This is a genomic window from Pseudomonas sp. LBUM1679, from assembly GCF_059695565.1.
The window spans coordinates 6,438,061-6,460,560 of record NZ_CP166774.1; the positions used below are offsets into that span (position 1 = coordinate 6,438,061).

Below are 22,500 nucleotides of genomic sequence, written 5' to 3' on the forward strand. Positions count from 1 at the left end.
CGGCAGTTTTCCGCCCTGGCCGCTGATCCGCCGGCGCCCGCCCAACAATTACTGTTGCAGCCGTCGCGAGATCTGGATCTGTGTACCCAGCCAAGTTTCCGCACACTGAAGGCGTGCACGCCTGCCCACTGAAGAGACAAAACTTGCGCTGTGCCTGATGCCAGCGGCGATCTATCAAAACAAGGAAAACAATTCCATGAAATTTGCTATCGGTGCAGGTTTGCTGCTGACGTTAAGCGGCTGTGTGACGATGTCGGGTGAGTATCAGGTCAGTGGCCAGGATGCTTCGGGAGCGCCACTGAAGATGGGCACAGTGACCACTCAGGGGCGCGGCATCTACACCGTGCGTAATGCCCTGTGCCAGGCGTCACCCGGTGCGACCGTGATCATTCGTGACAACGCGACAGGCAAGGAACTGAGCGGCGAGAGCCCTTATCAGTGTCGCTGAGGCGATTGGCTTTTCGTCTGGATCAAGGGATCTTTCCATGAGAACAATACTGGTTACGGCCATTGCGTTGACGTTGAGCGGCTGCGGTAACCTGGCCAACGTGCGCTCCTATTCCACGCCTTACGCGGAGCCAACGTCGGGTAACACCGCGCGCATGCGGGTGATCACCAATGGCATGGCGCGCGGAGTGCCGGCGCGGGGCTGCATCGACTGGAGCAGTCCCGGTGCCGGGGTCATGGCAGTGGCGCAGTCGGGGTTCGCCAGTCGCAATGGACAAAACCTGGGCATGCCGGTCAGTCAGACCCAGGTGCAAGCCGCGGATCTGGTGCGCACAGAACTCAAGGTCCCGGCCAATCAGCCGTTTACGGTGAACTTCCAGAGCCAGGGAAGCGTGTCCAACGGGTATTCCTACAGCTGCCAGCAAAGCTTGCGTTTCACCCCGCAGGCCGGCAAGGACTATGAGCTGATCATGCTCGAAAGCGGCCAGTGCCTGATGTCGCTGCAACGTCTGGATACCACCGGCAACCCATCGACAGTGGCGCTGGAAACGGCCCGATTGTGCAACGCATCAGACGCCCTGTAGCCGTCGAATCAGCCGAGTTCGCCCCCTGCCCGCTTGAGCATTTGCTTGCAGCGCTCGGACAGGTGAAACACGTGCAGATGTTTGCCGGCCTTGGTATAGCGCTCACGCAGGGTTTTCAGCGCGGCGATCGCCGAGTAGTCGACGAATCTCAGGTGACGACAGTCCAGGGTCACATGCGCAGGGTCGTTGGCAGGATCGAACTGATTGAGGAAAGGTGCAGTCGAGGCGAAGAACAGCGTGCCATGCAGGTGATACAGCTTGCTGCCGTCGGCTTCGATATGAGCGTCGGCATAGAGCTCGCGAGCCTGTTGCCAGGCGAAGTTCAGCGCGGCAATGATGATCCCGCAGAGCACCGCAGTGGCCAGATCGGTGAACACCGTAATCACCGTGACGGCGATGATCACCAACACGTCGTTCAGCGGCACCTTGTTCAGCACCCGCAATGAAGCCCAGGCAAATGTCTGCTGTGAGACCACGAACATCACCCCGACCAGTGCGGCCAGCGGGATACGCTCGATCAGCGGCGACAGAAACAGGATGAACACCAGAATCAGCACACCGGCCACTACACCGGACAGTCGGCCACGACCACCGGAGCTGAGGTTGATCACCGTCTGACCGATCATCGCGCAGCCGCCCATGCCGCCGAACACACCGGAGACCATGTTGGCCGCCCCCAGCGCCACGCATTCGCGATCCGGGAAACCACGGCTTTCGGTAATCTCGTCGGTGAGGTTCAGGGTCAGCAGGGTTTCCAGCAGGCCGACCAGCGCCATCAAAATCGCGTAGGGGGCGATGATGTGCAGGGTTTGCAGATTCCAGGGGATGTCCGGCAGCGCAAAGGTCGGCAAGCCACCGGCAATATGCGCCATGTCGCCCAGGGTGCGGGTGGGCAGGCCGAGCAGATAAACCGCGAGGCCAACGCCCAGAATCGCCACCAGTGCCGGCGGCACGGCACGGGTCAAACGTGGCAGCAGGTAGACGATGGCCATCGTCACCGCCACCAGCCCCGTCATCAGGTACAGCGGCGCCCCGCTCAGCCAGGCGTCACCGCTCTTGAAGTGCTCCAGTTGGGCCAGGGCAATGATGATCGCCAGGCCGTTGACGAAGCCGAGCATCACCGGGTGCGGCACCATGCGCACCAGTTTGCCGAGCTTCAGCAGTCCGAACGCCAGCATGATCAGCCCACCCAGCAGCACAGTGGCCAGCAGGTACTGCACACCGTGCTGCACCACCAGCGCGACGATCACCACCGCCATCGATCCGGCGGCGCCGGACACCATGCCGGGCCGCCCGCCGAAGAGCGCGGTCAGGGTGCAAATGATGAAGGCGCCGTAAAGCCCCATCAAAGGATTGAGATGGGCAACCAGGGCGAAGGCGATGCATTCGGGCAGCAAGGCGAAAGAGGTGGTGAGCCCGGCCAGGACATCGGCGCGCAGAGGTTTTGGTTTCATGGTTTACCCAACATATTGGCCGCGGGGGAATGGCCGGTAAAGAGGGTGCGGATGTTACGGAATTGAGGGCGGCCCGGCCAGTTGTTGGGCTGCTGAAAATGCCATCGCGAGCAAGCTCGCTCCCACAGGGTTTTGTGTCATTCGCCCATTGCGTGAGCGACACAAAACCTGTGGGAGCGAGCTTGCTCGCGATGGCAGCGACACGATCTAAAGCGAACTCAAACCATCTCGTCCCGGATCCACTCAACCACCGAGGTCCGCTTCGGCGCCCAGCCCAGCAGTTCACGCGCATGCTTGCCGCGAACCCGGCTGTTGGAACCCAGGCCATAGTTGGCCATTTCATAACCCCATTCGGCTTCGGCCTCTTTCAGCGGCCAGTCTTGTGGCGCGCCCAGCTTCAGCGCTTGGGCAATCGCAGTGGTCATGTCGATGAACGACGCCTCACCGCTTTCGACGAAGTAGAAGGTGCCGGGTACGTTTTTGGTCAGCGCCAGCAGGTACACGGACACCACGTCTTCGATGTGCACGTTGGACCAGATGTTCTGGCCCGGGCCGACATGCCGGACCACACCGCTTTTGCGTGCCTGCTTCAGCAAGCGCGGCAACTGTACGCTGTCACGATGGACGCCCAGGCTGTGACCGTAGATCAGGGTGTTGCAGATAACGGCTGAGTTCACCCCGTCTTTGGCGGCGGCGAGGACCAGGTTATCGATGGCCACGCGAGCAGCCTTGTCGACCGTCGGCTCCGGCAGGCTGTCTTCGTAATAGACGACGTCGCTGGATTTACCACCCGACGCATCGCCGACGATGCTCGACCCGCTGGTGTGCAGGAACACTTTGTTGGAGCCGCGCAGCGCATCGAGCAAGGCGTCCACTGCGCCGCGATGGTCGCTGCTGGCGGCATTGATGACGGCATCGGCAGCCCGGGCCTGTTCGGCCAGTAGTGCGCTGTCGTCCAGCGTGCCGATCACTGGGGTGATGCCCAGTGCGCTCAGTTCATTGGCTTGTTCGGCGCTGCGCACCAGGCCGGTAACCTTGTGACCTGCCCGGACCAGACCGGTGGCGATGGAGCCGCCGATAAAACCGGCAGCGCCGGTAATGAATACGTTCATGGAGAAACTCCCTGCGTCAGTAAGTGATGCAACCAGTATCGAGGAGTGATGCCTGGGGAAACAGGCAGCGTGGCCCAATTCACTCTTGCGCAGGGATCACGAATCAGCCCTTGAAGTCCGCTATCGCGTATTCCGCCAATTTGCCCTGGATGAAGTCCAGGAAGCACTGGATGCGCAGGGCCAGTTGCGAGTTACGGTAGTACACCGCATTGATCGGCTGACGATAACCGCTATTGAACTCCGCCAGCAGCAGTTGCAGACGCCCGGCGCGGATGTCGTCGATCGTCATGAAATGCGACAGGCTGGCGATGCCCTGGCCTGCCAGTGCCAGGTGCCGGATCGTCTCGCCGCTTGAGGCGCTGATCGATGCCTGGATCGGCCAGCGATCACCGTGCACATAACGCAGCGGCCACTGGTTGAGGCCTTCGTTCTGGGTAAAGCCCAGCAGCGTGTGCCCGGACAAATCCGCCACGGCAAGCGGTACGCCGTGTTTTTCAAGGTACGCCGGGCTGGCGACGATGTGCAGCGGGCTGCAGCCCAGGGAGCGGGCGTGCAAGGTCGAGTCAGCCAGCGTGCCGATGCGGATGGCGATGTCGGTGCTTTGCTCGAGCAGGTCGATGATCAAATCGTTGCTGTTGAGTTCGAGCTGGATGTCCGGATAGAGACTGCGAAACTCATCGATATACGGCACGATGGCATGCAGCATGAACGGCGAGGCAGCGTTGATCCGCAGGCGCCCGGACGGGGTTTGCTGGCGTGAGGTCAGGCGCTCTTCAAGTTCGTCCATCTGATCGAGAATCAGCTTGGCGTGCTCGAAGAAGTACTTGCCCTCTTCGGTCAGGTCCATGCGCCGCGTGGTGCGGTTGATCAGTGTGGTATCGAGCTTGGCTTCCAGCCTGGACAAGGTGCGGCTGACTGCTGAAGGCGTTTGCCCGACCTGCTCGGCCGCAGCGGAAATCGACCCGCATTCAATCACGCAGACGAAAATCTGCAATTCATCGGATCTGGCTTTCACGGGTGTCCTCTCACAATAGGCATGGCTTGAATCGCCAAGATCGCAGCCTTCGGCAGCGCCTACAAGGATTGCGCCTCCCCGAATCCTGGGTGTACGCCATCTGTAGGAGCTGCCGCAGGCTGCGATCTTTCCCGCCGTTGCGACGGATACTAGCCGGAAAAATTCAGGCAGGCAGACCAAACACCTCGGTCAAATGCTGCTCGTAACGCGCCACATCGCCCTCGATATTCGGGCGTTTCATCACGTCAACACTCAGGAAGGTGGGCAACCCGGTCATGCCGAGGAATTCGTTGGCCTTGTGAAACGGGAAGTACACCGCGTCCACGCCCTTGGCTTCGAAGAAGTCGGTGGGGTCGTCGAATGCTTGCTGCGGTGCGTTCCAGGTCAGCGACAGCATGTATTGCTTGCCTTGCAACAGACCGCCGCTGCCGTATTTCTGCGACGCGTCGGAACGGGTACGGCCGTCACTGGCATAGAGGCTGCCATGACCTTCGGTGAAGACTTCATCGATGTACTTTTTGACAGTCCACGGTGCGCCCATCCACCAGCCCGGCATCTGATAAATGATCACGTCGGCCCAGAGGAATTTGGCAACTTCTTCGGCGACGTCGTAACCCTCGTCGATGAAGGTGGCTTTCACGTCCACGCCGCCGCGATCCAGCACACTCAGCGCGGCGTCATGCAGCGTGGTGTTGTAGCGGCCATCAGAGTGGGCGAACTTTTTGCCGCCATTGAGCAACAGGACTTTTTTCATCAGAGGTCTCGGAAGGTTGGAATTCGATGGCGGCAGACTATCGATCTGCCTCGCGTGGAATAAGCGCTGAATTCACAAAAATCATTTGACCAATACGCACGAATCGACAGGCGATTGTTGCCATAAGCTAGTTTCGATTCTTAACTGAAGGACATTTCTGATGAGTGAAATTCAAGGCTTCATCCTGCACGCCAAGACCCGCCCGAAAAAATCCGCTGCCTTCGAAGCGCTCTTCCATGGCTATGTGCAAGCGAGTCGCGCCGAGCCCGGTTGCATCGAATACCACATGCTGCGCGACAAACAGGACCCGACGCTGTTTATCTTCTTCGAGATCTGGCAGTCCCAGGCTCACTTGGACGTGCACTCGAACCTGCCGCACATGAAGCAGTTCCTCGAGCAGCGCGATGAGTACCTGGAACGGGATTTCGAGATCCGCGCCATCGACATGCTCAGCCCGTCGTCCGCTACCCGCTGATCAGCAAGTGGCCACCGAGCACGCCGAGGCCGATGAAGAACACACGCTTGAACAGCACGGCACTGATCCGCTGGCGCAGCCATTGCCCCAGCAACATGCCAAGCACCGCCGGGATCAGCGCCAGCAACGACGCACTCAACTCGCCACCGCCCAGGGCGCCGCGCCATGCCAGGCCGGCGGCCAGGGCCAGGGTCGAGACGGTGAATGACAGGCCCAGCGCCTGCACCAGTTCATCCTTGCTCAAACCCAGCGCTTGCAGATACGGTACCGCCGGAATCACGAAGACCCCGGTGGCCGAGGTGATCACACCCGTCACCAGCCCGCAAAGCGGAGCGAGCCAGTGCTCGCTGCTACCGCTGATGCGCAAGGTCGGCAGGAACAGACCGCTCAACGCGTACAGCAACAACGCCGCCCCCAGTCCCCGCACCACCCAGTGACCACCCGTCATGCCGATCCACACCGTGCCGGCAGCGGTGCCGATGAAGATCGCCAGCAGCATCGGCCACAACCGTTTGACCAACCCCGATAAATGCCCGCCAAAGGCCAATTGCCAGACGTTGGTGAGGGTCGCGGGGATGATCAACAACGCCGCAGCCTGCGACGGCGCCATAGCCAGACCGAGCAGGCCCATGGCGATGGTGGGCAGGCCGAGGCCGATGACCCCCTTGATCATGCCGGCCAGCAGGAAGGTGGCGATGACCAGCAATGTAAGGCTAAGACCAAGGTTTTGGTAGAACGTTGCGAGCGTATTCATGGGCTTATCCTGGGCCTGGATTGGCTGCTTGGAAATCTGTCATATACTGAGGCTGCCTCTTGATATGGTAGAGGCTGAAGCTTTCGCTGGGGCTACTGACGTCTTCGCGGGCAAGCCCGCTCCCACAGGGATCACCGTCTGCCGCAAATCGAGCGTCCACTGAAGATCAAATGTGGGAGCGGGCTTGCCCGCGAAGGCGTCAGACCAGACAACTAACATCCAGAGGCAGCCTCGATGCACTTCGACATGACCGACCTGCGCCTCTACCTCAACATCCTCGACACCGGCAACATCACCGCCGGCGCTGCCCGCAGTCATCTGTCCCTCGCCGCAGCCAGCGCACGAATCCGCGCCATGGAATCCTCACTCGGCACCGACTTCTTGCAGCGCGGTCGTCGCGGTGTCACGCCAACCCCCGCTGGCAAAGCGCTGGCGCAGCACGCTCGCGTCTTGCTGCAACAGGCCGAACGCATGCAGCAGGATCTGGCCGACTACGCCCAAGGCGTCAAAGGCCAAGTACGGCTGTTGTGCAACACCACAGCGATCACCGAGTACCTTCCAGAGTTGCTCGCGGACTTCCTGCGCGAGCACCCCAACCTCGACATCGACCTGCAAGAACTGCCCAGCACTCGCATCACCCACGCCTTGCGCGAGGGCGCGGCAGACCTCGGCATCGTGTCCGACGCCGTAGACACCGATGACCTGCAGACCCGCCCGTTTCGTGACGATCCGCTGGTGCTGATCATGCCGCGCGATCATCCCTTGGCGGACGCCGGTTCAGTCAGCTTCAGCGACACCCTGCACCACGACTACGTCGGCCTGAACGCCAACAGCGCCTTGGCCGTCTACCTTGAAGAACAGGCACTGCACGCAGGCGCGCGCCTGCAGATCCGGATCCGCGCCGATGGTTTCGACGGGGTAATGCGCATGGTCGCCCGGGGGGCGGGACTGGCGATCGTGCCACTCGCTGCAGTCGAACGCAGGTCCAGTGAAACGTCCTTCAAGGGCCTCGCCCTGCAAGAACCCTGGGCCCAGCGCAAGCTCCTGCTCTGCGCCCGGGACTTCGCGGTGTTGCCCGGTTACGCCAAGGCCTTGCTGCACGCCTTGACTCTCCCCTGAGGGGCAGACTTTACCCTTGGAGTTTCCTCTTCAAGGACAGAAACGATGGGCAAGCGAATTCTGGTGATTCTGGGTCATCCGTCGAGCAACAGCTTCTGCGCTGCGCTCGCCGAGCGTTACACACAATCGGCGTTGCGCGCCGGACATGAGGTGCGCCAGTTGTTTCTGGGCAGGATGGACTTTGACCCGGTGCTGCGTGAAGGCTATCAACAGGTTCAACCACTGGAAGCGGACTTGCGCCAGGCCCAGGCAGACATCCTGTGGGCCGAGCATCTGACGCTGGTTTATCCAATCTGGTGGGGTGGAATCCCAGCCTTGCTCAAGGGATTTTTCGATCGGGTATTCCTGCCCGGTTTCGCCTTCAAATATCGCGAAGGCAAAGCCTTTCCCGAGAAGTTGCTGCACGGTCGTAGCGCGCATTTACTGGTGACGATGGACACGCCACCCTGGTACTACCGCTGGGTCTATCGCATGCCCGGACTGCACCAGATACGGAAAACCACCCTCGCCTTCTGCGGCATCGAGCCACAACGCACACTCACGTTCGGCCCGATTCTCGGCGCAAGCCCACGACAGCGTGAAGCCTGGCTGTTGCAAGCCCAGGCTATCGCCAGCCGCTGAGTCTGCCGATAATGCGCCGGGCTGTATCACGGCAAAAAGGGACTTTTCATGTACATCGGCCAAGCCGCGCAACGCTCGGGAACCACGATCAAGAGCATCCGCCATTACGAGTCGATCGGCTTGCTGCCGGCTGCCCGGCGCTTGGGTAAATACCGCGTCTACGACCAGCAAAGCGTCGACCTGTTGATCTTCATCAAATGCGCTCAGCAGCTGGGGTTCCGGCTCAAGGAGTTGCAGGCGATCTTTGCCGGTCATCAAGGCCAGGCCATGCCCTGGGCACTGGCGCAGCAGGCCATCGTGGCCAAGAAGCGCGAAATAAGCGAGCGGATTGCCACGCTCGCGCACCAGCACGAGCAATTGGTCGAGTTCGAGGGCAGTCTCCTGCAGGCCCGGATCGATTGTCCGCTGGAAAGTCTTTGAGGGTATGGCGCGTTTCTGGACAGTTCGATGTCGACCCCAGACAACTGACCGGCGAACCGACGCTATAGGGTGCGTCTTCAGTTCTCGAACGCTACTTCTTATAGCTCAAGGCCCGGAGTCCACATGACCGCATCCATTACCGTTCTTCGCGACACCCACCCGCTGCCGGTGCTCGACGCCTGCAAATGGGAAAAACTCGAAGGCGACCCGCATACCGTCAACCTCAATGCCTACACCAGCGAAGACGGCAGCAAGATCATGGGCACCTGGATCTGCACGCCGGGCAAGTGGTACGTGGAATACGTGAAGTGGGAATACTGCGATTTCCGCGAGGGGTACTGCATTATCACCCCAGAAGGAAAGGAGCCGATCCATCTGCGCGCCGGTGATATTTTCGTCATCGAGCCGGGCATGAAAGGCACCTGGGAAGTGGTGGAGACCGTGCGCAAGTATTTCGTGTTTGCCTGATATAAAAAACCGGGAGATCACCCGACGTGATCTCCCGGTAAGTACGCTTTCAGAAATGACATTTCAGCTCTGTGGCGAGGGAGCTTGCTCCCGCCCGGCTGCGCAGCAGTCGTAAAAGCGGCCAAATGCGTTTATCACTGAAACACCGCATTCGCCGGTTTCAGGTCCGCTTCGCGAACCAGCGGGACGATGCGGCGCCCCGACAAGCTCCCTCGCCACAAAAGCCCCTGTTTGGCACAAATCGTTATTGCGGTTTGCGATAGCTGTTAATGATCGCCGAGAAGTCCTTGCCACCTTCCCCACGCTGACTCATCGCCTGATACAACTGCTGCGCCACTGCGCCCAACACCACCGGCTGGTGAGCCTGGCGTGCCGCTTCCGTGGCCAGCCCCAGGTCCTTGAGCATCAGTTCGGCACCGAAACCGCCGGTGTAGCCGCGCGATGCCGGCGCCGTTTCAACGATGCCCGGGTACGGGTTGTACATCTCCGAGCTCCAGCAACGTCCGGTCGAACTGTTGATGACGCCCGCCAGCACCGTGCTGTCGATTCCCAGCGCCTCGCCCAGCGCCATGGCTTCGCTGACGCCGACCATGGAAATCCCGAGCAGCAGGTTGTTGCAGATCTTGGCGATTTGCCCGGTGCCGACTTCGCCGCAACGGACGATGTTACGGCCCATCTGCGCCAGCACCGGTTGCAGGGTGGCGAACAATTCAGGTGTGGCACCGACCATGAACGTCAGGGTCCCGGCGGCCGCACCGCCAGTACCGCCGGAAACCGGCGCATCGGCCATGGCCACGCCTTGTCTGGCGGCGGCCGCGGCCACATCACGGGCGGTCTGCGGATCGATGGTGCTGCAATCCACGGCCGGCACGCCCTTGGCGATACCCGCCAGCACCCCGTCTTCGCCCAGCCAGACGCTGCGCACATGCACCGCGGCAGGCAGCATGGTGATCACCATTTCGGCACCCTCTGCCGCTTCACGGGCCGAAGCGCTGATGCTGCCACCCAGTTGCTCCAGCTCTGCCAGAACGGTGGTGTTCAGGTCGACCAACCGCAGCGAATGGCCGGCCTTGATCAGGTTGCGCGCCATCGGCGCGCCCATGTTGCCGAGACCGATAAAAGCGATTTTCATGTCCGGCTCCTTAACGCAAGTTGATGGTGGTGTTCACACCGTCGTTGACGCTGTCGTCATCGAACCAGCGACTGGTGACAGTCTTGGTCTGAGTGTAGAACTGCACCACTTGCTTGCCATACGGGCCGAGGTCGCCGAGTTTGGAACCGCGTGAACCGGTGAAGCTGAAGAACGGCACCGGTACCGGAATCGGGATGTTGATGCCGACCTGGCCGACGTCGATTTCGGTCTGGAATTTACGCGCTGCCGCACCGCTTTGGGTGAACAGGCCCGTGCCGTTGCCGAACGGGTTGGCGTTGACCAGGGCAATGGCCTCGTCGAGGGTGTCGACTTCCAGCACCACCAGTACCGGACCAAAGATTTCCTGGGTGTAGATCTGCATATCAGGCTTCACGCCGGAGAACAGGGTCGGGCCGACGAAGTTGCCTTTTTCGAAGCCTGGAACGGTCACGTCGCGACCATCGAGCTCAAGCTTGGCGCCTTCCTTGATGCCGCTTTCGATCAGATCGAGAATCCGTGCCTTGGCACGTTTGGAAATCACCGGCCCCACATCAGTGCCCGGCTCGCTGCCGGCATTCACCGTGAGTTTCTGTGCCAGTGCTTTCAGGTCTGGCAGCCATTGCTTCGCCGCACCCACCAACACCACCACCGAAGTAGCCATGCAACGTTGACCGGCCGCACCGAAACCGGCACCCACCAACGCATTGAGTGCCTGGACGCGATTGGCATCCGGCAGCACCACGGCGTGGTTCTTCGCGCCCATCATCGATTGCACGCGTTTGCCGTGTTTGCCGGCCAGGTCGTAGACGTGGGTGCCGACCGCCGTCGAACCGACGAAAGACACCGCCTTGATGTCCTTGTGAGTGCAGAGCGCGTCCACCACGTCCTTGCCGCCATGCACGACGTTGAGCACGCCCGCCGGCACGCCGGCTTCGATCGCCAGTTCCACCAACAGCATGGTCGACATCGGGTCCTGTTCGGACGGCTTGAGCACGAAGGTGTTGCCGCAGGCGATGGCCATCGGGAACATCCACAGCGGAATCATCGCCGGGAAGTTGAAAGGGGTGATACCGGCGCATACGCCGATCGGCTGACGCAGGGTGTAGGTATCGACACCGCCGGCGACGTTCTCGGCGAATTCGCCCATTTGCAGGCTGCCGATGGAGCAGGCGTGCTCGACCACTTCCAGGCCACGGAAGATATCGCCTTCAGCGTCGGCGATGGTTTTGCCCTGTTCGTTGCTGAGCACCACGGCGATGCGCTTGGAGTGCTCGCGAATCAGCGCCTGGAGCTTGAGCATGATGCGCATCCGCGCGCCGATCGGCGTCAGCTTCCAGGTCTGGAAGGCGCGGTGGGCGGCGCTGATCGCGGCGTCCACTTCCTGCGCGGTGGCGAATGGAACCTTGGCCAGCACTTGCTGGGTGGCCGGGTTGATGATGTCGTGCCATTCGGTGGTCTGGGACTCGACCCACTCGCCGTCGATCAACAGCTTGACGTTTTGAACGGTGGTTTCGTTTGGCGTGAGCGATGCGTTCATGCTGGTCTCCTGGACGTTGTTGTTATCTAGAGAACTATCGGGGGAGCCAAGGCGAAAAAGCCGCCTTGCGATTAGACGTGTGTCGCGAATTGGTTGTCGGACTGTTTTTGGAGTATAGATGTGCAAACTTCTAATAAGAACGCACATAAAAGCCGGTCCATCATGCAAAAAAACATCACGTCCTTAGGTTCGCTGAACTGGGATGACCTCAAGTTTTTCCTCGAAGTCGCCCGCACCCGCAAGGCCAGCACCGCGGCCAAGCGCCTGGCGGTGGACTACACCACCGTGTCGCGGCGCATCAGTTCACTGGAAGCGGCGCTGGGTACCTTGCTGTTCGAAAAATCCCGGACCAGCGGGTTCGTCCTGACCGCCGAAGGTCAGCGGCTGCTCGGTTACGCCGAGTCGATCGAAAGCACCCTGCACATGGCCTGCGAGCAGGTCTCGGGGTCTGGTGTGGCGTTATCCGGCCATGTGCGCATGGGCTGCACCGAAGGTTTCGGCAGCTTTTTCATCACGCCGCAGCTGAGCCATTTCGTCGACGCCTACCCGGCGATCTCGGTCGACATCCTGCCGCTGCCGCACTTCATCAGCCTGTCCAAGCGCGAGGCCGACATCGTGATCGCCCTGGAGCGACCGGAGCACGGTCCGTACGTCTGCTGCAAACTCTGCGACTACCGATTGCAGCTCTATGCGACCCAGGACTATCTGGACAAGCACCCACCGATCCGCCGCCCGGCAGACTTGGGTAAACATTCATTCATCAGTTATGTCGACGACCTGGCGTTCAGCTCGGAGCTGTTGTACCTGGCCAATGTACTGCCGGGCGCCAGCGCCAACTTGCGCAGCACCAGCGTGATCGCGCAATTCGTCGCGGCCCAGCAAGGACGGTCGCTGGCGATTCTGCCGTGCTTCCTGGCCGCCCAGGATTCGCGCTTGCTGGCGGTGTTGCCGCAAGAGATCACGATCACCCGACAATTCTGGATGTACTGCCGCGAGGACCTGCGCAAGCTCAAGCGGATCACCTTGTTGTGGGATTACATCCGCGCGGTGACTGAGCAGAATCAGGGCCTGTTGATGGGAGAGAGCCGGGACATGTTGTTCGCCGATTAGTCGTCGGCGTTCGCACAGTGTCCGTCGCCCCACTTTCAATCACTCGCCAAGGGCATCTCCTCCAGCTCCAGCATCAACCCGCTCAAGCGCTTGACCTTGCGCCGCACCGCCTCTTCGAACACCCCGGCGCGCGGCTCGATCAAAGTGAACCAGTGCTTGGCCCGGGTAATGCCGGTATAGATCAGCTCCTTGGTGAGGACCGGGTTGAGGGCGTCCGGCAGAATCAACGCCGTATGGGCAAATTCCGAACCCTGGGATTTGTGGACAGTCATGGCGTACACGGTTTCGACATCATTGAGTCGGCTCGGCAGGACAAAACGCACGCCGCCCTGCCCGTCATTGCGTGGGAACGCCACACGCAGCACCCGCTTCCCGGCATCGGGTCCATCACGTTCCGGCAACTTGAGCGCGATGCCGATATCGCCGTTCATCAAGCCCAGGCCATAGTCGTTGCGGGTCATGAGCACCGGGCGGCCTTCGTACCATTGGTGGTCACTGTCGATCAGCCGCGCCTTGAGCAGCGCAGCGGTCACTCGTTGATTCAAGCCTTCCACGCCCCAGGGTCCCTTGCGCACGGCGCACAACAACTGGAACGCGTCGAAGGCTTGCAACACGCTACGTGCCCAGTCGACCCAGGATTGATCATGCAGGGGTTTGTCGAGCGCTGGCCGCTGGCTGCGCAGCAAGGTCAGGTAATGCCGATATCCTTGCGGCCCGTCGCCATGCCCCTCGAGCAACAGGCGTTCCAGCGCCCGGTCCTGCTCACCCTTGAGGGACAGGCAAAACACATCGTCGTGACTGCGCGTCGCCAAGAGCTTGCGCGCTTGTTCAGGGTGCTGCTGGTTGACCCAGCGCGCCAGTTGTCCAATGCCGCTGCCCTCGCCGAACCGCCGTGAATGGCGCAGCATCACCACCTGCTGGGCGAGTGGATGAGTTCCATCGATGTCCTCATGCAAACCGCTGGCATCCAGGCGTTCGCCGCTGACCGACTCCAGCCACTGCCGGGTCTGCGGGCTGTACCAACCGGCCTCGGCATCGCGGCACAGGTCGCCGAGCACGGCGCCGGCCTCCACCGACGCCAGCTGGTCCTTGTCACCCAGCAGCACCAGTCGGGCATGGGCCGGCATGGCGTCGAGCAGGTTGGCCATCATTTCCAGGTCGATCATCGAGGCTTCGTCCACCACCAGCACATCCAGCGGCAGGCGATTGCCCGCGTGATGCCGGAAATGGCGGGTACCGGGACGGCTGCCGAGCAGGCGGTGCACGGTGGTGACGTCCGACGGGATCTTTTCCCGTACCGCTTCAGCGACTTCCAGGGTGCGGACCTGGGCACTGATGGACTCGGTCAGCCGCGCCGCGGCTTTGCCAGTGGGGGCGGCGAGACGGATGCGCAAGGGTTTGCCTGCCTCCACCGCTGGCGCCTGGAGCAGCGCCAGCAAGCGCACGACGGTCGTGGTCTTGCCGGTGCCCGGGCCACCGGTGACGATGCTGAAGGCACTGCGGGTCGCCAGGGCGCAGGCGAGTTTCTGCCAGTCGATCACTTCGCCGGGCCTGGCCGGACCGAACAGACCGGTCAGGCGCTGGGATAAATCATCCGGGGTTGTTTCGTGCTCCGCCAGACGTTGGCGCAGCGAGTGATCGATACGCCGTTCGTAAGCCCAGTAGCGACGCAGGTACAAGCGCTTGCCGGACAATACCAACGGCCGCTGTTGCGCCGCCTCACGGCCATCGACTGCCAACGCGACCAGATTGCTGGCGGCCAGCACCTTGCACCAGTGAGCGCCGTCCAGTGCCTGGAGCAATTGCGACGGCAACAGCATCGCGTCACTGTGCAGATCACCTTCGGGCGGCAACGACAGGGCGAAGTCCGGCTCTTTGAGGGTCTCGAACAGATCCAGGCAGACATGCCCGTGCCCGAGCTGGTGACTGGTCAATGCCGCGGCCAGCAGCACCAGCGGATCATCATCGGGCGCGAGTTCATGCAGAAAGGCCACGAAGGCCTTGTCCAGCGCCCGCAACCAGCCGCGTTCGACCCAGCGCGTGAGCAACAGCAACAAGTCATCGGCGCGACTCAAGGGGGCCAGGTCCGCCAGGCTGTCGGCGGCCAATGGCGTGGGCAGCAAATCGGCGAAGGTGCGACTCATAACAGTTCTCCCTGTTCCCAGGCCGGTTCTGCCTTGGGTTCCGGCTTGCCCTGGAACATCCGGTCCAGGCGCTCGATCAGTTCTTTTGGCGGACGGGCGAAGTACACGCCCTGGCTGGGTGCGCGCGTTCCCCGCAGGAACAGGTACAACGCACCGCCGACATGCCGGTCGTAATCGTAATCGGCAAGCCGCGCCTTGAGCTGACGATGCAGGGCCAGCAGGTACAGCACGTATTGCAGGTCGTAACGGTTGTCGAGGATCGACTGCTCCATGGCCTGCTCGGTGTAGGCCATGTCATCGACACCCAGCCAGTTGGATTTGTAGTCGGCGACGTAGTAGCGGCCATCGTGCTCGAAGGTCAGGTCGATGAAGCCCTTGAACATGCCGTTGAGCAACACCGGTTCGGCCGCCACCCGTGCCACACCGTTGTGGGTGTATTGGCGCACGAGCTCATCGAGCTTGAGTACATCCACCTTGTGGCTGGCGAACCAGAATTCCATCTCGACGCGGTATTGGCTCAGCTGACCGAAAATCACCGGCGTCTGTCCGGCGCCGATGTGCAGCGGGGATTTGAGCAGGTGCTGCAGCCAGTCGCTCAAGGCGCTGATCCAACCTTCCCAGCCGCGACGGTTGCAGCGCCGGGCGATGGCGTCTTCCACCGCTTGCGGGGGCACGGCAAAACCTTCATCACCGGCCCACTCCAGCAAGCCATGGAGAAAAGTACCGGGGCCCGGGCCACGGGGGAATCGATGGATGTCCGCGCCACCGGCCACCACTTCTCGTGGTGCTTGCGGATCGAGGCGTTCATCGTCGAAGAGATTTTGCGCTTGCGGACTTTCGGGGGCTTCGTCACTGCCTGCGCTCAGGCGCTCGCCAATACGCAAGGCACTGTAAGAGGCGATCCACCAGTTTTCACTGGCCTTGCGCTTGGGGATCCGTGCAGCGAGCAGTGCCGCTTCGTTGTGGGGCGGATGGTAATGCCCGGGGCTTGCTTCCGGCATTTCACCGTAGCTCAGGGCCGGGCAGTCCTGCTGCAGGTCTTGCAGCCAACGCTGCAACCCGGCCGACTCAGCCAATGGCGCACCGCCCCCCAGCAGATAACCCAACGCCGACAGGTGCAGCACCGAGCCGTGGTTATTGCCGCGCTTGAGGTCGGTTACCCCGAGCCAGCAGGCATGTTGCGCCCGGGTCAGGGCCACATAGAGCAACCGCAGATCCTCGGCCAGACGCTCGTCGTCGGCCAGGGCAATCAACTCGGCCGTCGGTTTCAGGGTCACCTGGGCCTTGCCGCTGGCGTCGTGGTAATGCAGCGGCAGACGGCTGCCATCCACCGGCTTCGCCGAGCAAATGAACGGCAAGAACACCAAGGGGTACTCAAGCCCCTTGGACTTGTGAATGGTCACGACCTTGACCAGTTGTTCATCGCTTTCCAGGCGCAGGATCTGTTCTTCGCCAGCCTGACCGGACAACGCCAGGTGCTCGGACAAATGCCGGATCAGCACCTGCTCGCCATCGAGCTCGGCAGCCGCCTGTTGCAGCAATTCGGACAGGTGCAGCAGGTTGGTCAACACGCGCTCGCCATCGCTGCGCGCGATCAACGCCTGGGGCAAGCGGAAGTCATGCAGCAAGCGCCGCAGCATGGGCAACACACCCTGCTTGCGCCAGAGTTCGCGATAACCGCGGAACTGCATGACCCGCGCTTCCCAGGCCAGTTCGTCCTGATTCAACCGTTCCAGTTCGGCCAGCGACAGGTTCAGCGTGATGCAAGCCAGTGCAGCCCGCAGTGGACGCTCGACATCCGGCTCGGCGCACGCCTTGAGCCAGGTCAACACGTCGTGGGCTTCCTGGGCGGCGAACACCGAGTCCTTGTCCGACAGGTAAACACTGCGCACGCCCCGGGCCGAGAGTTCGGCGCGCACGGCCTGGGCCTCCTTGCCGTCACGCACCAGGATCGCGATATCCGCCGGCAACAGACCGCGAAAATCTTTGCCATCCTGGATGAAGCCCGCACGACCTTGTTGCCCGCCGTTGAGCAACGCCGTGATTTCACTGGCGCAAGCGGCGGCCAGTTGTTGCCGGTACACCGCACCGGAAAGTGGCTGTTCGGCAGACAGGTGCCAGACATTCAGGGCGGGGACAGCCCGGCCTTCAATGTGCAGCGCTTCTTTGCGCCCCTGGGACTCGACGGGCAGGAACGGCACCGGGTTCTCGCCGTTCTTTTGACGAAACAGGAAAGCGCCCCGCCCGGACTCGCGCGACTCGGCACGCTCGAACACATGGTTGACCGCACTGACCATGCCATGACTGGAGCGGAAGTTGGTGCCCAGGGTATGCAGGCGGCCTGCAGTGGCCTGGCGGGCGCGCAGGTAGGTATAGATGTCGGCACCGCGGAAGGCATAGATCGCCTGCTTCGGGTCGCCGATCAGGAACAGACCGCTTTCGGGGTTATTGTCTTCGATGCGATAGATGCTTTCGAAGATCCGGTATTGCACCGGGTCGGTGTCCTGGAATTCGTCGATCAACGCCACCGGAAACTGTTCGCGGATCAAGGTGGCCAGGCGCTCGCCGCCCTCGGATTGCAAGGCTGCATCGAGGCGCAGCAGCATGTCATCGAAGCCCATTTCCGCGCGACGACGTTTCTCTTCCTCGAACCGTGCACCCACCCACTGGGCGGCATGTTGCAGAACCGCTGCATCGGGGGTCGGCAATCCATCGAGGCTGAGCTTCAGGCCAGGCATCGCCTCCAGACCGGGGTGACGGGGCGGCTCACCTTTCCAGGCTTCAGCCATGCCATCCGGCGTCAGGCGGGTGAAACCGGTGCCGATGTCCAGTTGTTCGAGAGATTCGTCTTCGGCCCAGGCTTTGATTTTTTCGAACCAGGGCTCGAAGTAACGCGCCTGCATCTTGCGCCCGTCGACGCTCTTGCTCACCACGCCCTGATGGCACAGCGCAAGCAACTCGTCTGCCCACTGGCGCCAGGGCATCTTGAGGTCGAGCAAGACGGTTCGTCGCTCTACCAAGCATTGCGCGATCAGCTCGGCGGGCTCTTTACCCGCGACATTGTCACGCTCGCTGGCAAACAACCCGCGTACTCGCGGCAGCAATGCCGCCGGGCCGCCCCAGTTGCTGCGAACCCAGTGCAGCGCATCGCCTTGCATCGGGTAGCAGAACATTCGCCAGTAATCGCGCAGGACCTCACCCAGCAAATCGCTGTGATCGGTTTCCAGGGTCTGGGTAAACAGGCTGCCACTGTCGAACGCGTGCTCGCGCAACATGCGCTGGCACCAACTGTGGATGGTCGAGACGGCGGCTTCGTCCATCCATTGGGCGGCGATATCCAGGCGGTTCGCGCAACCGGACCACTGCTCGGGCAGGTACTGATCACGCAGCTCGGCGATCAGCGCATCCGGCGCCGGGGTTTCCTCGCGGAAAAACCGTGCGGCCTCGGCCAGACGCGTGCGAATACGTTCGCGCAGTTCTTTGGTGGCCGCATCGGTGAAGGTCACGACCAGGATGTGCGGAGGCAACAGTTCACGTCCGAACCCGCCCGGCTCCCCGCCGTGGCCCAGGACCAGGCGCAGATAGAGCGCGGAAATGGTGAAGGTCTTGCCGGTCCCGGCGCTGGCTTCGATCAGTTGGCTGCCACGCAGCGGGAAGGCCAGGGCCAGCGGTGTTTTCGTGGTCATGGGCGCGCTTCCTCGCTGGTCAGTGAACGCCAGGGCGCTTCCAGCAGTGGCCGATACAAGGCGTCGCACCAATCGGGGAACGTCTCGTCGGCCATCAGCACGTCGTAGTCGGCGAACTGACGACCCAGCGCCGGGCTTTCACGGCGCTCGCCATCCGTGGTCAGGCCATCGCCTTCATAGGCCTTGCGTGCAGCGGCCTGGGCTTTGACCGGATCGGTCTGACCCAGCCAGGCGAAAGCAGTTTTTACCGCAATCGGCAGCGGTTGGCGCATTCCGGTTTGCCAGGCCAGCAACAGGTTGCCCAGAATCCGCGAAGCGGCACCCTGCTCCATCGGAGCGAGCAGCAGGCTGTCGTCGCTGGCCACCAACGCCGTGGTCAGCGCCATGCCACTGGCGCAGGCCACCAGGTGGTTGACCCATGGCCGCGTCAGGCGATGCCATTTGCGCGACTTGATCGAACCGATGCTGTTGGGGATCGTCGTGACCGACAGCAAACCACCGTCGGCACGCTGATGCAGGCCGCTGAGCCAACCTTCCAGGCGCAGGCCTTGCAGCTCCAGACTCACCGGCAGCGCGCTGGTGAGCGGTGTCGGCCATAACGCCAGCAGTTGCCGGTAGCGCTGCAGCAGATCCGGCAAGGGCTCGATCAATTCTCGCTGCAGGCTTTCGCCAAACCCGGCCATGGGCAGCAACCCGCTGTGTTGCAGGCGTCTGGCCTGCGCCTCCAGCGCCTGATCGGTGTGATCCGGCTGTCCCAGCGCCGCTTCGAGCAGCCTGTCGCTGAGGCTGTAGCGTTGCAGCGCGTCGAGTACAAAGGGCTCTTCATCGGCCAGAGGTACGTCTGCCGCTTCGAAGAACACCTTCAGGCGCTGGCTGAAGAAATGTCGTATCGGATTGCGCAGGAAATCCTGCAATTGACCGAGGCTCAGGGGCTCTTCCTGAAGGTAGGCAGCGAGGACTTCGATCGCCGTCTCGGGCTCGCTCGCTTGATGGAGCACCTGCCATTCGTTGGCATAGCTGAACAGGTCATCGCCTTCGTGGAAATAACGGGCGCTAAAGGGTTGCAACGGGTGTTCCTGAGTCATCGCCTCGAGCAGGTCTGCGTCCGCTGCGTGCAATCGCCAGCCGCTGGCCAGATGGTCGCGCAGCTGGCCAATCAGCACCGATGCAGGCCGCTCGCTGTTATCTCGGATGCTGCGGCCGACCCAGCTGATATACAGTTGGTCACGCGCCGACAGCAGCGCCTCCAGCAGCAGATAGCGGTCGTCTTCGCGCCGGGAGCGATCGCCGGGGCGGTAATCGCTGCCCATCAGGTCGAAGTCCAGTGGCGGTTGCGCCCGCGGATAATCGCCGTCATTCATGCCCAGCAGGCAGACCAGCTTGAACGGGATCGCGCGCATGGGCATCAAGGTGCAGAAGTTGACCGCACCGGCCAGGAATCGCTGGGACAAGCGACCTTGATCCAGCCCGGCCAGCCAGGCTTCACGGACGACGGTCAGCGGTAACTCGTCGCGCAAGCCGACTGATTCACAGGTCTCGAGCCAGGTTTCACGCAACGCTTCGAGCTGGGACAGCAAGTAGTCGTCATGCTCATTGCTGGCCAGAAAGAACAACTGCACCAGCGCTTGCAATCGCATGCCCCACTGCTTGGGCGGAGCAGGCCGAGAGAGTTCCTGGTGGGCGATCTCCAGCGCATCCAGCAGCGCGACCAACGGACCGATGAGCGCGGCATCCAGACCACCGATCTCATCGTAGGGCTCAATGCCCTCGCAGGCACCGGCGCTGCCTACGGCATAACCGAGCAGCATCCGTCGCAGACCGAAACGCCAACTGTTCTGCTCCAGCTCCGCCGGCAGGCCGAGACCTGCACGCTGCTCGGCGTTCATGCCCCAACGAATGCCGGCGCCTTCGATCCAGCGGTGCAGGGTTGGCAGGTCACGCTCCTCCACCGCGAAGCGTGCGCGCAGTGCCGGAACGTCCAGCAAGTCGAGGATTTCGCTCACCGGGAAACGACTGTCAGGCAGTTTGAGCAGATGCTCGACAGCGATCAGTAGCGGATCACGGCCACGTTGGCCCTGGTCTGCCAGCGTGAAGGGAATGAAGCGCGGATCATGGCGCTCAAGTTGGCCAAACACCGCTCGAATGTGCGGTGCGTAGCTGTCGATATCCGGAACCATCACGATCACGTCGCGCGGTCTCAACTGCGGGTCGGCACTGAAGCGCGCGAGCAATTGGTCGTGGAGGATTTCCACTTCGCGCTGAGCGCTGTGGGCAATGTGAAAACGGATCGATTCGTCCTTCTCCAGATCGATCGCAGGCCAGCGCTCGCGAGTCTCGTTCAGGGGACGTAATTCAAGAATGTCGTCCTGCAACTGGTTGAGCATGTTCTGCGGTTGACTGTCGCTGAACAGATCAATGCGCCCATCGCGAAATGCCGAACGATAGCTGTTGGGGTCATCGTAGCTGTCGAGCAGGTTGATGTAGTCCCGCCCCTGCTTGCCCCATGCCGCCAGCAGCGGGTGGGCATGCTGATGCAGGGTTTGCGGGTCGAGCACAATCGGCATGCCGTGCTTGCGCGCCTGGCGCTTGTACTGATGCCGCAACAGGTCTTTATCGGCGACGATGTCTGCCCAATGGTGACGACAGGGGTTATGCACGCACAGCAAAACCTGGCTGAAACGAGACAGGCCGGCCAGGGCTTCCAGGGCTTGAGCCGGCAGCGAGGAAATCCCGAAAACGATCACCCGGGAAGGCAATCCGCCGGGTGCCACTTCGAGGTTGTTGATGCGTTCGATGAACCGCTGATGGACACCGGCACGGCTTTGCGCCATGCCTTGTTCCCCCACATCCAGCAACAGTGCACGCCACAATTCTGCCTGCCAGCAGTTGGCCGGGGTCAGGGGGTTGGTTTCGCCTCTGCCGTTGCGTAATTGATGGCGGCCTTCGGCCCAGTCTTCGAGCCAGTCGGCCCGGTATACCTGGTATTGGTCGAACAGATCCGCCAGGCGCTCGGCCAACTGGTAGCGCTTGCGTAAATCGCTGTCATTGGCCAGGAAGCGCTGCAGGGGCTCGAAGTGCGGTTGATTGATCAATTGCGGAAGCAGGCGCATCAGGCGCCAGGTCAGCGGGGCTTTGTCGAGCAGGGATTTAACCGGGATTTCATCACGGCCAAGGACCATGCGATAAAGCTGCCACATGAAACTGCCCGGTAACTGCACGTCGATGGCGGCGGCGATGCCACAGCCACCCATGTCGTCATCTTCCGGGTCTTCGGCCAGTGCCAGCTTCAGCCATTGGGCGATGCCGTTGCTCTGTACCAGGGCGATTTCATTTTCCAGCGGCGCCAGCGGGTAGCGCCGCATCCAGCTGACCACTAGGCTGCGCAATTCGTCCAGGCGGTTGCCGTGAACCACCATAAAACCAGCACTGAGGGACGTCGCGTCCGGCATAAAGGCTTCCTTGGGGAAAGCAAAATCGAGGAATGAACTTTAGCATTGAAGGCGATGTATGTAGGAGCGAGCTTGCTCCGGGCGGCGTTCCGACGAAGAACTTCAACGATGACGAGGACTGCCTGGATGTGCGCGGTGCCCTCCCGTTCTTCGCGAGCAAGCTCGCTCCTACAGGATTTCGCTTTATTCCAGGCAAAAACAAAACCCCTACCTGCATAC

General features: G+C 61.8%; 18 protein-coding genes. 8 read left to right on the forward strand and 10 right to left on the reverse strand.

The annotated features are described in order from the left end of the window. The first annotated feature begins 196 nt into the window (after nt 1-196). Entirely contained in the window at nt 197-448 is a 252-nt protein-coding gene (locus ACA062_RS29455) for a hypothetical protein (protein ID WP_155001020.1), read from the forward strand. Nucleotides 449-485: 37 nt separating this feature from the next. Further along, nucleotides 486-1,031, forward strand: a complete 546-nt coding sequence (locus ACA062_RS29460; protein WP_497454160.1) for a hypothetical protein — start codon at nt 486-488, stop codon at nt 1,029-1,031. Between the two features lie 8 nt (nt 1,032-1,039). Here the strand turns inward: ACA062_RS29460 and ACA062_RS29465 are convergent, their stop codons facing one another. The 4 genes from ACA062_RS29465 to mdaB form a co-directional block, all read right to left on the reverse strand. Further along, a complete protein-coding gene (locus ACA062_RS29465) occupies nt 1,040-2,485 on the reverse strand; it encodes a SulP family inorganic anion transporter (protein ID WP_497454161.1) in 1,446 nt (481 codons plus the stop codon). A gap of 218 nt (nt 2,486-2,703) precedes the next feature. Beyond that, the gene (locus ACA062_RS29470; protein ID WP_497454162.1) at nt 2,704-3,597 is read right to left on the reverse strand and encodes an NAD-dependent epimerase/dehydratase family protein; all 894 of its coding nucleotides are present in this window, start codon (nt 3,595-3,597) and stop codon (nt 2,704-2,706) included. Between the two features lie 103 nt (nt 3,598-3,700). Next, a complete protein-coding gene (locus ACA062_RS29475; protein ID WP_497454163.1) occupies nt 3,701-4,612 on the reverse strand; it encodes a LysR family transcriptional regulator in 912 nt (303 codons plus the stop codon). Nucleotides 4,613-4,775: 163 nt separating this feature from the next. Further along, entirely contained in the window at nt 4,776-5,366 is a 591-nt protein-coding gene (mdaB, locus tag ACA062_RS29480; protein ID WP_497454164.1) for an NADPH:quinone oxidoreductase MdaB, read from the reverse strand. 160 nt (nt 5,367-5,526) lie between these two features. Here mdaB and ACA062_RS29485 point away from each other — a divergent pair, with 160 nt between their 5' ends. After that, nucleotides 5,527-5,841, forward strand: a complete 315-nt coding sequence (locus tag ACA062_RS29485) for a putative quinol monooxygenase (protein ID WP_497454165.1) — start codon at nt 5,527-5,529, stop codon at nt 5,839-5,841. Here ACA062_RS29485 and ACA062_RS29490 read toward each other — a convergent pair. Continuing rightward, nucleotides 5,831-6,595: a sulfite exporter TauE/SafE family protein gene (locus tag ACA062_RS29490; protein ID WP_497454166.1), complete on the reverse strand. Its 765-nt coding sequence runs from the start codon at nt 6,593-6,595 to the stop codon at nt 5,831-5,833. The two genes, ACA062_RS29485 and ACA062_RS29490, sit on opposite strands and share 11 nt — an antisense overlap. A gap of 234 nt (nt 6,596-6,829) precedes the next feature. Between ACA062_RS29490 and ACA062_RS29495 the strand changes: the two genes are divergently transcribed. From ACA062_RS29495 to ACA062_RS29510, 4 genes are all read left to right on the forward strand, one after another. Further along, nucleotides 6,830-7,714, forward strand: coding sequence for a LysR substrate-binding domain-containing protein (locus ACA062_RS29495; protein WP_497454167.1), 885 nt, complete (start codon nt 6,830-6,832; stop codon nt 7,712-7,714). A 45-nt stretch (nt 7,715-7,759) separates the two neighbouring features. Continuing rightward, nucleotides 7,760-8,335 (forward strand): NAD(P)H-dependent oxidoreductase, encoded by a 576-nt coding sequence (locus tag ACA062_RS29500; RefSeq protein ID WP_497454168.1) that lies wholly within the window; start codon nt 7,760-7,762, stop codon nt 8,333-8,335. 48 nt (nt 8,336-8,383) lie between these two features. Beyond that, entirely contained in the window at nt 8,384-8,755 is a 372-nt protein-coding gene (locus ACA062_RS29505; protein WP_497454169.1) for a MerR family transcriptional regulator, read from the forward strand. Between the two features lie 123 nt (nt 8,756-8,878). After that, nucleotides 8,879-9,223: a cupin domain-containing protein gene (locus ACA062_RS29510; protein WP_128871164.1), complete on the forward strand. Its 345-nt coding sequence runs from the start codon at nt 8,879-8,881 to the stop codon at nt 9,221-9,223. 244 nt (nt 9,224-9,467) lie between these two features. Here the strand turns inward: ACA062_RS29510 and mmsB are convergent, their stop codons facing one another. Together mmsB and ACA062_RS29520 are read right to left on the reverse strand one after the other, a co-directional pair. Then, on the reverse strand, nt 9,468-10,355 hold the full coding sequence (gene mmsB, locus ACA062_RS29515) for a 3-hydroxyisobutyrate dehydrogenase (RefSeq protein WP_497454170.1): 888 nt from the start codon (nt 10,353-10,355) through the stop codon (nt 9,468-9,470). A 10-nt stretch (nt 10,356-10,365) separates the two neighbouring features. Next, nucleotides 10,366-11,892: a CoA-acylating methylmalonate-semialdehyde dehydrogenase gene (locus ACA062_RS29520; protein ID WP_497454171.1), complete on the reverse strand. Its 1,527-nt coding sequence runs from the start codon at nt 11,890-11,892 to the stop codon at nt 10,366-10,368. Nucleotides 11,893-12,054: 162 nt separating this feature from the next. Here ACA062_RS29520 and ACA062_RS29525 point away from each other — a divergent pair, with 162 nt between their 5' ends. Beyond that, nucleotides 12,055-13,002: a LysR family transcriptional regulator gene (locus ACA062_RS29525; protein ID WP_064679849.1), complete on the forward strand. Its 948-nt coding sequence runs from the start codon at nt 12,055-12,057 to the stop codon at nt 13,000-13,002. Nucleotides 13,003-13,037: 35 nt separating this feature from the next. On the opposite strand, the gene recD is transcribed toward ACA062_RS29525, so the two are convergent. Genes recD through recC form a run of 3 tightly spaced genes read right to left on the reverse strand, consistent with a single transcriptional unit; the run spans nt 13,038 to nt 22,281 of the window. Beyond that, nucleotides 13,038-15,146: an exodeoxyribonuclease V subunit alpha gene (gene recD / locus ACA062_RS29530; protein ID WP_497454172.1), complete on the reverse strand. Its 2,109-nt coding sequence runs from the start codon at nt 15,144-15,146 to the stop codon at nt 13,038-13,040. Next, entirely contained in the window at nt 15,143-18,832 is a 3,690-nt protein-coding gene (gene recB, locus ACA062_RS29535) for an exodeoxyribonuclease V subunit beta (RefSeq protein ID WP_497454173.1), read from the reverse strand. Before recB ends, recD begins: the two co-directional genes overlap by 4 nt. Next, nucleotides 18,829-22,281 (reverse strand): exodeoxyribonuclease V subunit gamma, encoded by a 3,453-nt coding sequence (gene recC / locus ACA062_RS29540; RefSeq protein ID WP_497454174.1) that lies wholly within the window; start codon nt 22,279-22,281, stop codon nt 18,829-18,831. Before recC ends, recB begins: the two co-directional genes overlap by 4 nt. Nucleotides 22,282-22,500 lie beyond the last annotated feature (219 nt).